Genomic DNA, 12521 nt, shown 5'->3' on the forward strand with positions numbered 1-12521 from the left:
AGAGAGACTTTCAGCTCTTCCATCAAGCGCTGGCGATTGCCAGGCGCTTCTCGTCGCGCCCGCTTTTCATGCGCTCTGACAGCAGGAACGCCAGTTCCAGTGCCTGATCGGCATTGAGGCGCGGGTCGCAATGGGTGTGGTAACGGTCGGACAGCGAATCCGCCGTCACGGCGCGCGCGCCACCCGTGCACTCCGTCACGTCCTTGCCGGTCATCTCAATATGGATGCCGCCCGGATGCGTGCCTTCGGCGCGGTGGATCTGGAAGAAGCTTTCGACCTCCGACAGGATACGCTCGAACGGGCGCGTCTTGTAGTGGTTGAGCGTGATCGTGTTGCCATGCATCGGATCGCAGGACCAGACGACCTTGCGGCCTTCCTTCTCGACAGCACGGATGAGCTTCGGCAGGCTGTCCGCCACCTTGTCATGGCCGAAACGGCAAATCAGCGTCAGACGGCCGGCCTCGTTTGCCGGGTTCAGCGCGTCGATCAGCTCGATCAGATTGTCGGGCGTCAGCGACGGACCACATTTCAGGCCGATCGGGTTCTTGATGCCGCGGAAATATTCCACATGCGCATGGTCGAGCTGACGTGTGCGGTCACCGATCCAGATCATGTGGCCCGACGTGGCGTACCAGTCACCAGAGGTGGAATCGATACGGGTCAAGGCTTCTTCGTAACCAAGCAGCAACGCCTCATGGCTGGTGAAGAAGTCGGTCTCGCGCAGGCTCGGATTGCTGTCCGCGCTGATGCCGATGGCCTTCATGAAGTCCATGGTTTCGGAGATTCGGTCGGCCAGCTTGCGGTAACGGTCGGCCTGCGGGCTGTCCTTGATGAAGCCGAGCATCCACTGGTGAACGTTTTCGAGGTTGGCATAACCGCCCATTGCGAAAGCGCGCAGCAGGTTCAGCGTCGCCGCCGACTGGCGATAGGCGTCGAGCTGACGCTCCGGGCTCGGAATGCGCGAGGCTTCGTTGAATTCGATGCCGTTGATGATGTCACCGCGGTAGGACGGCAGCGTCACGCCATCCTGCACTTCCACGTTGGAAGAGCGCGGCTTGGCGAACTGGCCGGCAATGCGTCCCACCTTTACGACTGGCAGCTGTGCGCCATAGGTCAGCACCACGGCCATCTGCAGGAAGGCACGGAAGAAGTCACGGATATTGTCCGCGCCGTGCTCGAGGAAGCTTTCGGCGCAATCGCCGCCCTGCAGCAGGAAGGCGTTGCCTTCCGCCACATTGGCAAGCTGCTTCTTGAGGCGGCGGGCCTCACCGGCAAATACCAGCGGCGGATAGGTTGCAAGCGTGGCTTCCGTTGCCGCAAGCGCTGCCGCATCAGGATATTCGGGAACCTGCTGGATCGGTTTCTGCCGCCAGCTGCCGGGGGTCCAATTCTGTGCCATGTTCTTACCCTTCTTTCGACCGCGCAACCGCCGCGCGACCGCCTCGGAAATTTGAGCGGCTTATAGCTCCAAGCACAGGCTTTGCATAGACATCCGCGCGCCGCCCGCCCTCTTTCGGACCGTTTTGATCCGCCATGAAGCAGAAAAATGATTTCAAACGATTTAAATAGTTTCCGTGGATGGTTGCCCATCCCTCCGAAGTCACCGACTTCCGGGCTTGATGCAGAGATATCGGCGCAGGGAATGGTGCAGATGCAAGAGAAACACAACAAGCCGGTCCAGTGGCGAGCAAGGCCAGTTCTCCCATTCGGAAACACACCCTCCTCTTCCGTGGCGGATTTCCATGTGTCTAATCTTCTCCATAAGGAACATCGTTTCGGGTAACATGTCTGTCTCCTTTGTTGGAGACGAGTTAGGTTGCGCCCTGCAGCAAGCATAGAGGCAGGACTGAAAGACCCGTTTCATATCTGAACGGAGAGGACAGGCCCTGATGCGGCTAAGATGCTGCCATGATGTGGAGAGGATGCCGTGACAGAAGTGGACTGGGACGAGTTGAGGCTTTTCGACATTGTCGCCACAGAGGGCGGCCTCGCCGGCGCGGCGGGTAAAGCCGGGCTCAGTGCGCCAACGATTGGCCGAAAGATGATGCTTCTTGAACGCAAAATGGGGCGAACGCTCTTTATTCGGAGTCAGAACGGATACCGGCTCGCACCGGACGGCCAGGTCCTGTTCGAGAAAGTAAGGTCCATGCGCAACAGCGCGGCGGAAATCACTCAATGGCACAGCGACGCTTTTTCGCTACCGATCGTTTCTCTGTCGAGTGACATCTGGACTGCCGGTTTCATAGCCACCAATGCGGCGGCCATTCGCGGCCCGTCAGACGCTTTCCGCCTGTGCTGCAAGCAATGTGAGAATGACGACGAGTTGACTTACAGGCGCGGCATGATCGCGATCAGGCACGTCAGGCCAGCCACCGGGAATTTCGCCGTCCGGAAATCGGTCGACGTTGCCTATTGCGCCTATCGCGCGCGCGACGGCTCAAGCAAGAATGTTGAGCAATGGATTTCGATCGGCACCGAGGTCGCGAAATCCGACGCCGAAAAATGGGTGTTCCGGCATCGGGAACCGCTGATCCACACCTGGACGAATGCCCCTGCCCTTTTGCCGAGCCTCATCCAGAGCGGGGCAGGAAAAGGCGTCCTGCCCTGCTTTATTGGTGATAACGTCCCCGGCCTCGTCCGCGACGGCGAGATCATCGAGGAACTGTCCCATCCGCTCTGGATCATCGTCAACGACGACGACCGGCACGCCCCGGAAATGCGACTCGCCATAGATCGCCTCGTCGCTCTCCTGAAGGGCAACGAGGCGTTATTCGATGGCAGCCGCCATTATCAGGCAGAGACGAGCTGGAAGCCGGAGCGGAAGATGAGCTAGACCCGCTCACCGTTTACGACGCGATAGCTCGGCGAATACATCGTCACCAGTTCCTCTGCCGCCGTTGGGTGAACGGCCATGGTGCGGTCGAAGTCATCCTTCGTGCAGCCGGCTTTCAGCGTGATGCCGAGAAGCTGCGCCATCTCGCCGGCCTCATGGCCGAGGATATGCACGCCGACGACCTTGCGGTCAGCGGCATTGACGATCAGCTTCATGATCGTTTTCTCCTGACGGCCAGATAGCGTCGCCTTCATCGGACGGAACTGGGCGCGATAGACTTCCAGTTCCGGATATTTCTTGCCGGCTTCCTCTTCCGAAAGGCCGACAGTGCCGATTTCCGGCTGCGAGAATACCGCCGTCGCAATCAGCTCGTGATCCGGCTTGGTCGGGTTGTTCTTGTATTCCGTCTCGATGAAGCACATCGCCTCGTGGATCGCCACCGGCGTCAGTTGTACCCGGTCGGTGACGTCGCCAAGTGCGAAGATGCTGGGCACGTTCGTGCGCGAATAATCGTCAACGACGATCGCGCCGCGGGCGTCCACCTCCACACCGGCATTCTCGAGACCGAGCCCCTTGGTATTCGGATCGCGGCCAAGCGCCAGCATCACCAGGCCCACATGCAGCGAAGCGCCCTGCTTGGTGCGGGCCACGAAACCACCGGCGCCATCCTTGCTGACTTCCTCGATGATGTCTTCCAGAATGATGCGGATGCCCTTGGCCTCCATCGCCTCATGCAGGCCCTTGCGCATATCCTGATCGAAGCGCGACAGGATTTCCTTGCCGCGATAGATCAATGTCGTTTCAACGCCGAGCCCGTGGAAGATATTGGCGAATTCCACCGCGATGTAACCGCCGCCGGCAATCAGGATCGATTTCGGCAGCTCCTCGAGATCGAAAGCCTCGTTGGACGAAATCGTCAACTCGTGGCCGGGCAGCGCCTTGTGTTCGTTCGGCGTGCCGCCGACAGCGATGACGATACGCTCGGCGGTGAAGGTTTCGCCGGTTTTCGTCAGCTTGACGGTATGGGCATCCACGAGTTCCGCCCGGCTGTCGAAAATATCGGCCTTGGCGTTTTCCAGACCCTTACGGTAGAGCCCTTCGAGACGGGTGATTTCCTTGTCCTTCGCCGCGATCAGCTTTTTCCAGTCGAAGCTGCGCTCGCCGACGCTCCAGCCGAAACCTTCAGAATCCTCGAAATGCTCGGGGAACTGCGAGGCGTAGACGAACAGCTTCTTCGGCACGCAGCCGCGGATGACGCAAGTGCCGCCATAGCGGTATTCCTCGGCGATCGCCACGCGCTTGCCGAGCGAGGCAGCCACACGGCCGCTGCGCACGCCGCCGGAACCGCCACCGATGACGAAGAGATCGTAGTCATAAGCTGTCATAGTCAAAACCCCTGATCAAAACCGCCATCAGCCGCAAACGGGCAGCGGTGCATTCACGCCCACATATAGGTGCTGCGGCGCACAAATGAAAAGCCCGGTCTTGCGGCCGGGCTTTGAATATTTCTGAACCTGGAAAAGCGCCTTATGGCTTGGCAGCCGGAGCGCCACCCGTGGCATTGTGATCCGCGGGAAGCGGCTTCAGATCAGCGCCGGCGACCTTCTGCAGTTCGGTCATGCTGGCAGCGTTGAGATCGCGGTTGATACCGGCGGCCCAGATATCGGCAGCCTTCATCAGTTCGCGGGTCGCAATCGGGCCGTCCTTCAACAGCTTCTTGCCAGCTTCGCTGCTGTAGAAGGTGGAGATGGCGTTCAGTTCCTCGACCGAAAAAGCACGTGCATAGGTCAGCGCGGCCTCACGCTCGAGATCGGCGCGGCGCGGTGCAAGCTCAAGCGCCTTGGCGTCAACCGTCGCGGTGATCGCATCCTGAACATTCGGCGAAGCCTGAATAAGTTCTGCCTTCAGACGCTCGGCCAGTCCCGGCAGAATGTCGTCGAAACGGTCGGTAACGCCAAGAGAGGCGATCGCCTGCCGCGCGGCAGCAATATGCGCTTCGGAAATTTCCTGGGCGCGTGCGGCAGTACCGAACACGATGCCGGAAATGAGGATCGAAGCAGCGGCAGCTTTGCCCAGTCCCGCTAGTTTGATCATGAAAATCTCGCTCCTGTTATACTGCCTGCATCACGCGGGCGCCTTCAGGGCCAGCGATAATGGCAAGCGATGCCAAATTTATGAAAAGTCCGTGCTCGACGACACCGGGAATCGTGTTCAGCTCGCGTGCTAGCGCTTCTGCATCAGGAATACGGCCAAAAGATGCGTCGAGAATAAGGTGTCCGCCATCCGTCATGAAGACGCCGTCACCGGAAGAGCGAAGCTTCAACTCACCCGACAGGCCGGACCGCGATGCCAGCTTTTCGATGGCGATGCGGGTCGCAACCTGACCAAACGGATTGATCTCGATGGGCAGAGGAAAGGCGCCCAGCGTCTCCACAACCTTGCTCTGGTCGGCGATGACGATCACGCGTGCGGATGCCGCCGCGACGATCTTCTCGCGCAGCAGTGCACCGCCGCCGCCCTTGACGAGCCGCAACGCGTGGTCAACCTCATCCGCACCGTCAATGGTCAGATCCAGTTCCGGCAATTCATCGAGAGATTTCAGCGGCACGCCAAGCTCGACGCACAGACGCGCGGTGCGCTCGGATGTCGGCACGCCCTCGACCTTGAGGCCGGCGGCGACCTTCTCGGCCAGAAGCCGGACGAATTCCTCGGCCGTCGAACCCGTGCCGATACCGAGCCGCATCCCATCCTGTACATGGGACAATGCGGCCTCGGCGGCCTTGATCTTCATCTGGCGGGCATCCATGTGCCTGAAACTCCGGTAGCTTTGTCGTCGCCGTGCTGTTTACACGGGTCGAAAGCCAAACGAAAGCCTTTTTCAAGGCAACGAACAGAACGTTGTGATGCGGTTGCAAAGACAGGAGGCTTTGCCTAGGCTTGGCGCGAATGAAAGCATGAATAGCTCAGCCCCGCATTCTACAAGAGGCCGTTTCCGTGACATCCCGCCCGCTCGCCCCGCTCGCCATTTTCGATCTCGACGGTACTCTGGTCGATACCGCCGCTGATCTCGTCTCGAGCCTCAACCATACCATTGCCGCCGCCGGGCTAGCGCCCGTCACCTATGACGACCTGACGCATCTCGTCGGCCAGGGCGCACGGGTCATGATCAAGCGCGCCTTTGCACTGCGCGAAACGGAACTGCCGGAAGCCGAAATCGATCCGCTCTACGAACGCTTCATCACCCATTACCGCGCTGAAATGCCCGGCGAAAGCCGCCCCTACCCCGGCATCGTCAAAACGCTGGATGCGCTTTCGCAATCCGGCATCACGCTTGCCGTCTGCACCAACAAGACCGCAGTCCTCGCTGTACCGCTGCTCGAAAAACTCGGCCTGACCCACTATTTCGCCGCCATCACCTGCGGTGACACTTTCGAATTCCGCAAGCCGGATGCACGCCATATTCTCGGCACCATCGAAAAGGCCGGCGGCGATATCAGGCGCACGGTCATGGTCGGCGACAGCATCAACGATATCCTCGCCGCCCGGAATGCAAACGTCCCCTCCATCGGCGTCACCTTCGGTTACACGGATGTACCGATGGCCGAGCTCGAGCCAGATGTCGCCATCGATAATTTCGAAGCCCTGACACCTGATTTGTTCGCGAAGCTGATTGAAAAAGGCGCTGCTGCGGCTTGAGTGCTGCGTGCTGACGAAATCGGGATGGTCGACGAAAAGTTCTTTTTCCCGCGCAAGGCTGTAAGCATCATCGCGGTGGGCGACACAGGCGAAGCTCTACTTTTGCGCGCTATATTGGAGAGCCTGGGAGCCGCGGTTCGCCTGCACCTCCCGGGAACGCCGGAAGATATTCTGGCGTGCCTGAATCAACCTGATAACCCGCCGCCCTATCTCATCATCAGCGGCCATGGCGATCAAAATGGCCTCGTGATCGGAGACATCAATCCCGACGTGACCCAATTGAAATTGCGCGAGGGCAGCCTGCCTGTTGAAGCAATTCTGGGAAAAGTCCACCTGTCGGGCACTGTAATTTTCAGCACGGCGTGCTGCACGGGCTACGATGCTTTCGGGAAGGCCTTTATTGAAGGCGGCGCGAAAGCCTACATTGCTTCGGCGGGTTACCCGGACGGTGCGGCGACGCCACTTTTCGTCCATATGTTGTTTTACGAACTGCTAGTCGGCAAATCATCGCTTGAAGACGCGCTTAGCCGCGCTGCAACGATCGATGACGATGGCGACCTCGCATTCGCACTTTTCAAGCAGTAGCCAGAACCGCAATCGCCGGAACAAAAAAGCGCCGTTTCCGGCGCTTTTTCTAGGTGCGACCTATCAGATCGAAGCAGCCCTTGCCTTCGTCGTCACCGCAAAGGCCTTCTGCACGTAGCTGTCGCGATCATAGACATCATCGAAGAACTGGACCTTGCCGTCCTTATCCGGCCAGGCGGTGAAATAGGCCACATAAACCGGAATCTTTTCCGGCACCTGCACGGCGCGGTTCTTGCCTGACGCAATCTGCTCGCCAACCTTGTCAACGCTGGTGCCGAGAACGGCAGCCGCCATGCGGCGCGGGTCGACCAGGCGGATACAGCCGTGGCTCAGCGCCCGCATGTCGCGGTTGAAGAAGCTTTTGGCCGGCGTGTCATGCATGTAGATGGCATGTGCGTTGGGGAAGAGGATTTTCAGGTCGCCCAGCGCATTGTCGCTGCTCGGCGGCTGGCGCACGGAGACGGCATTGGTCGAGCCATACCAGTTGACGCTGGAGGACGACACGGCGCGGCCATTCACCTGCACTTCGTAACCCATGCGATCGAGGTATGATGGGTCACGGCGCAGCTTCGGCAGCATCTCGTTGATGATAATCGACTGCGGCACGCCCCAATAGGGGTTGAACTCGACGGTCTGAATCTCGTCCTGGAAGAAATAGGTCTGGTTGGCCTTGGAGCCGACCACGACCTTCATGCCGAACTGTTCGACGCCTTCATTGTGGTAATAGGCCATGAAGGCGGGCTGGTTGATGAAGACGTAACGCTGGCCGAGATCGGCCGGCAGCCAGCGGATCTGCTCCATGGCCACCTGCACCTTGGCGATCTTCGCGTCGTTGCTTTCGCCGACCATGGCGCGCACGGTCGCACGACCGATGACGCCATCCGCCTTCAGGCCATTTTCGCTCTGGAACGCCTTCACCAGATCGACGAGATCGGGCGTGTAATCCGGCGTCTGCTGGTAAGCGGAGATCGTTGCGGCATGTTCCGCCTTGAAGGCGGGAGAAGCCCGATGTTCGATAGCCTTGACGACACTCGCCATGTCAGCGCTGCTGTTGCCGGGCTTCAGCACCAGATCGGCGGGAACACGAACGACATGGGCGGCATCGCCCTCGCCACGCAGGCGGGCAAGCTCTGCCTTCAGCGCCTGATACTCGGTGCTGGAGGGCTCGCGGCTGCGCAGATAAGCGGCCACATCTGGGCTCAGGCCAGCAAGCTTCAGCACGGGAGCGAGGTTCACCGTCTTGCGCTTGAAATCATGGTAACCGGACAGCCGGTTCGGATCGACGCGGCCACGGGTCGTATCCTGCACATAGGCGAGAACCTTGGCGGACAGCGCCAGCTCGAACTGCATCTGCGCCCGCTGATAGGCATCGGAAACAGGCGCCGAAGCCGTCTCGACCGGTGTGCCGTTCGATGTGGTGCCGGCAACATTGCTGCTGATACTCGCGGTCACATCCTTGGCCGGTGCGGAAATGCTGTAATCGGCGGGATCGAGACCGCTTTCGCCAACCGTCTCCAGGAAAGCGATGGCGGCGTTGGCGCGCTCGGTCAGTTCGCCACCGGATACCCACAACGTCTTGCCGCCAGCGCCGTAATAAGCCTCAAGCGCCTTGGCGATCTCGGGCGTGGCGCTGAACTTGAGATTGGCAAGGCCTTCGCCGAAATTCGCGGTGTTCACCGCCCGGGCTGCATCCGCCTTGTAATCATAATAGCGTGGGCCGGAAACGCGGGGCAAAGGCTCGGGATCGGAAGCATCTGCACTCTGACCAGCGCCCGATCCGGAGCCGGATGGCGAGGTGACGATGCCGGCCGGCGGCAACTCGCCGCGATCCCGCGCGATCTTGCCGGGCCCGCCGCGCAGGAGGTCCATCAGGGTCACCGCACCGGCGGTGCCGGGAAGAGCGGTGGAAACGGAAAGACCGAGAGCCAGCACCAGTGCTGCCGATGATTTTCCAGATGTGACTTGCAATTTGATCCTCGTAGCACCCAGCACCACCGGGAAAACGGCGGGCATTAGTTTCATGCCTGTCTAGCCGATCAACGGCCTGTTGAAAAGAAAACGCCCAAAGCTCAAAATCGTGCCGAAATGAACCTCATAATACAGCCAAAGCCGTAAAAACGTAATTTCCAGAATTGGCGAGAATGGTTAAATTTCTATTTATTTCATTCACTTTGCTTTGAGCGCCCGCCCCGGTACAAGCCCGGTTTCCCTGCCTTTTCATGACGTAGTAAAAATGCCACGCGGCCGGGTTTTTCGCCTTGCTGCATTCGCTGCAGGCAAATCGCCGCGCAACGACGGGAAATATCTTCCCGCGCCGCATTGCAGCGGCTTTCTTTGCCGCCGCGATGATTCTATATATCGGCCGCGCAAGGCGGGCGAAGGCGCCGTTTTGGCGGAGGAACACGAGTAAAAAGGCAAGATTGATGACAGCCACACGGACGGAAACCGATACATTTGGCCCTATTGAAGTTCAGGCCGATCGCTACTGGGGCGCGCAGGCGCAGCGCTCGCTCGGCAACTTCAAGATCGGCTGGGAAAAGCAGCCCGCCTCTGTCGTTCGCGCGCTCGGCATCGTCAAGCAGGCCGCCGCCCGTGCCAACATGGCGCTTGCCGGCCTCGACCCGAAGATCGGTGAAGCCATCATCGCCGCCGCACAGGAAGTCATCGACGGCAAGCTGACCGAACATTTCCCGCTCGTCGTCTGGCAGACCGGCTCCGGCACCCAGTCCAACATGAACGCCAATGAGGTGATTTCCAACCGCGCAATCGAGATGCTCGGCGGCGAAATGGGCAGCAAGAAGCCGGTTCATCCCAACGACCACGTCAACATGAGCCAGTCCTCGAACGACACCTATCCGACGGCGATGCACATCGCCTGCGTCGAGCAGATCGTTCACCACCTGCTGCCGAGCCTGAAGCACCTGCACAAGGCGCTGGAAGCCAAGGTCAAGCAGTTCGAAAAGATCATCAAGATCGGCCGCACCCACACGCAGGATGCAACGCCGCTGACGCTCGGCCAGGAATTCTCCGGTTACGCCGCGCAGGTTGCCTCCGCCATCACCAACATCGAAACCACCCTGCCCGCGCTTTCCAAGCTCGCCCAGGGCGGCACGGCCGTCGGCACTGGCCTCAATGCCCCCATCGGTTTTGCCGAAAAGGTGGCCGAGGAAATTTCGAAGATCACCGGCCTTTCCTTCGTCACCGCGCCGAACAAGTTCGAGGCGCTCGCCTCGCATGATTCCATGGTCTTCTCGCATGGCGCGATCAACGCGGCAGCAGCGGCACTCTTCAAGATCGCCAACGATATCCGCTTCCTCGGCTCCGGCCCCCGCGCCGGTCTCGGCGAACTCTCGCTGCCGGAAAACGAGCCCGGCTCGTCCATCATGCCGGGCAAGGTGAACCCCACCCAGTCGGAAGCACTGACGCAGGTTTGCGCCCACATCTTCGGCAACAATGCAGCGCTCTCCTTCGCCGGTTCGCAGGGCCACTTCGAGCTCAACGTCTATAACCCGATGATGGCCTATAACTTCCTGCAGTCCGTCCAGCTTCTGGGCGACGCGGCCGTCTCCTTCACCGACAATTGCGTCGTGGGCATCGAGGCCCGCGAAGACAATATCAAGAAGGGCGTCGAAAACTCGCTGATGCTGGTGACGGCACTGAACGGCAAGCTCGGCTACGACATCTGCGCCAAGATCGCCAAGACCGCCCACAAGAACGGCACGACCCTGCGCGAAGAAGCCGTTGGTGGCGGATACCTCACCAACGAGGAATTCGACCAGTATGTGCGTCCGGAGAACATGATCGGGCCGAAGTAAGCCTGTTTGAATTTTGGTGGAATGCAAAACGGGCCTTCGGGCCCGTTTTTTTGTTTGCTCAACTAAAGACAAGCCCATTCCGAACGAATCTCAGGATGGTCAGTCGGGGAAGAGTTCTCCGTCATGCCGGACTAGATCCGGCATCCAGCCACGGCGCGTCTGCGCCGTGAAAAGAGTCTTTTGCGATCAAAGACTTGATCGCACTGGTGTAGGGGGGTAGTACCTTCTGGACACTGACATTCCGTCTAGAGAAACGCGCAAAGGCTTATGATATAAGGAAAAACCGCCCGTATAGGCTAACGGGGGTGCCAGAAAGCATTGCAAATGACCGGCCAAAGGCGTGCCAAAATCGCGCATTTTAAACCGCATATCGTACATTCTGCTGGCAAAGATAGCGCACTGGCGTGCAACCACCGCGCACCGGACGGAAAGCCTTGCTACATAGGGAATTTGGCACGAGAGCCGTCAAGCGACAGCGCAGTAAATTGCCTTCCCGCAGGCTTCAGGGGGCAAAAACTTCCGTAGAACAACGGCAGTTAAGTCGGCAGTTCGCGCCGACTTAACCTGCGGATTGCCGCCTTAAATTAAGATGCTGTTTTTCAATAGATTTTCGACAGGCCGTGTTTTCACGAGCGGAAATCTAAGTCGGCAACCAAAAAGACCGCTTTCCAGCGTTAGAAAACTAAAACTACGACTGATGACCGATAAAAATAACTCGCCCTACCACAGTTAGGTCTTCAACGCGATCCGCGTGGAAAGTCTCGACAGGATAATTCCCATCGACATTGTCAGACGTCAGTTCTAGCGTTCCGTCCATGCGCCATTTCGCGCGCTTTACCAAGACACCGCTACCGACCGCGAAAACGTAGATCCGCCCGTGATCAACAATGTTCTGGCTTGAATCGACAATGAGCAATGCGTTGTCATTAATTGTCGGAAGCATGCTGTCACCGGCCGCCCACATCATGAAGCAGAAATCTGGCGCACCACCGAGACTTCGCAAAAAACTGCGCTCGAAGGCAGTTTGTGAAACCGGCATCTCGTTGATTGGAATAAGGCCGCGCCCGGCCGATGCTCTAACATCGTATTGTGGAAGATTGACGAAATCCGCTTTTTGCAACCATGCCGGTAAACCAGTTTCGTCGCCGTTCTTTTCCGTCATATGTTCAAGAGCCTGCATGAGAAAACCACCCGAACCCATGGCCGGATCGTAGACTGTTCTGTCACCATGGGCAGCGAGTATCTGAACAACTTCTTTGGGGGTGAACATCGGTCCATCACCGGTGATCAGCCAGTCCAGATTAACGCCAAATCTCCGTTTATACATACTCAGAAATTCGTGGTCCGGCGTCGAATCACCACGCTCATATCCGCCAAGAGTATCCGGGTGCATCTCCAAAGACTGTGCAAAAGGTAGCCGCGCGGCAAAGCCGAGCGCCTTTCGAACATCTGTAAGCCGTTGAGCCAACGGCGTTTTAGCGACCTGTGGGCGAGCCATAGCGTTTACGGAATTTCTCCGTTTACAAAACGGCGAATCTCCGTTAATACTCCTATCAGCGAACCGCTTACGCGCTTCGCACTTGTACCGAAAC

Annotated in this window: 11 protein-coding genes; 4 read left to right on the forward strand and 7 right to left on the reverse strand. The window is 58.9% G+C overall.

Going from position 1 to position 12521, the window contains the following annotated elements:
• Positions 1-22: 22 nt before the first annotated feature.
• A complete protein-coding gene (locus BTN45_RS06160; RefSeq protein WP_004441981.1) occupies positions 23-1399 on the reverse strand; it encodes a 3-deoxy-7-phosphoheptulonate synthase class II in 1377 nt (458 codons plus the stop codon).
• A gap of 528 nt (positions 1400-1927) precedes the next feature.
• On the opposite strand from BTN45_RS06160, the gene BTN45_RS06165 reads away from it, so the two are divergent.
• Entirely contained in the window at positions 1928-2833 is a 906-nt protein-coding gene (locus tag BTN45_RS06165; protein ID WP_112765834.1) for a LysR family transcriptional regulator, read from the forward strand.
• On the opposite strand, the gene gor is transcribed toward BTN45_RS06165, so the two are convergent.
• The 3 genes from gor to rpiA all read right to left on the reverse strand — a co-directional run bounded on the left by gor (position 2830) and on the right by rpiA (position 5639).
• The gene (gene gor, locus BTN45_RS06170; RefSeq protein WP_037093218.1) at positions 2830-4218 is read right to left on the reverse strand and encodes a glutathione-disulfide reductase; all 1389 of its coding nucleotides are present in this window, start codon (positions 4216-4218) and stop codon (positions 2830-2832) included. The genes BTN45_RS06165 and gor overlap by 4 nt on opposite strands.
• 142 nt (positions 4219-4360) lie before the next feature.
• A complete protein-coding gene (locus BTN45_RS06175) occupies positions 4361-4927 on the reverse strand; it encodes a DUF2059 domain-containing protein (protein ID WP_006697398.1) in 567 nt (188 codons plus the stop codon).
• A 16-nt stretch (positions 4928-4943) separates the two neighbouring features.
• A complete protein-coding gene (gene rpiA, locus BTN45_RS06180; protein ID WP_006697397.1) occupies positions 4944-5639 on the reverse strand; it encodes a ribose-5-phosphate isomerase RpiA in 696 nt (231 codons plus the stop codon).
• A gap of 188 nt (positions 5640-5827) precedes the next feature.
• Between rpiA and BTN45_RS06185 the strand changes: the two genes are divergently transcribed.
• Both BTN45_RS06185 and BTN45_RS06190 read left to right on the forward strand, forming a co-directional pair.
• The gene (locus BTN45_RS06185) at positions 5828-6529 is read left to right on the forward strand and encodes an HAD family hydrolase (protein WP_112765835.1); all 702 of its coding nucleotides are present in this window, start codon (positions 5828-5830) and stop codon (positions 6527-6529) included.
• A gap of 24 nt (positions 6530-6553) precedes the next feature.
• Complete coding sequence (locus BTN45_RS06190; RefSeq protein WP_004441995.1) at positions 6554-7114, forward strand: hypothetical protein; 561 nt, start codon at positions 6554-6556, stop codon at positions 7112-7114.
• A gap of 63 nt (positions 7115-7177) precedes the next feature.
• Here BTN45_RS06190 and BTN45_RS06195 read toward each other — a convergent pair whose 3' ends face one another.
• Positions 7178-9046 carry a murein L,D-transpeptidase gene (locus BTN45_RS06195; protein WP_162699332.1) on the reverse strand — a complete coding sequence of 623 codons (1869 nt, stop codon included), beginning with the start codon at positions 9044-9046 and terminating at the stop codon, positions 7178-7180.
• Positions 9047-9206: 160 nt separating this feature from the next.
• Positions 9207-9548, reverse strand: a complete 342-nt coding sequence (locus BTN45_RS06200) for a hypothetical protein (RefSeq protein WP_137068715.1) — start codon at positions 9546-9548, stop codon at positions 9207-9209.
• Between BTN45_RS06200 and fumC the strand changes: the two genes are divergently transcribed.
• On the forward strand, positions 9538-10929 hold the full coding sequence (fumC, locus tag BTN45_RS06205) for a class II fumarate hydratase (protein WP_207589302.1): 1392 nt from the start codon (positions 9538-9540) through the stop codon (positions 10927-10929). The two genes, BTN45_RS06200 and fumC, sit on opposite strands and share 11 nt — an antisense overlap.
• A 688-nt stretch (positions 10930-11617) precedes the next feature.
• Here fumC and BTN45_RS06210 read toward each other — a convergent pair.
• Positions 11618-12427, reverse strand: a complete 810-nt coding sequence (locus BTN45_RS06210) for a LexA family transcriptional regulator (RefSeq protein ID WP_207589310.1) — start codon at positions 12425-12427, stop codon at positions 11618-11620.
• Between the last annotated feature and the right edge of the window lie 94 nt (positions 12428-12521).

The sequence above is a fragment of the Rhizobium sp. ZX09 genome, from assembly GCF_017357485.1.
Classification (GTDB): domain Bacteria; phylum Pseudomonadota; class Alphaproteobacteria; order Rhizobiales; family Rhizobiaceae; genus Agrobacterium; species Agrobacterium pusense.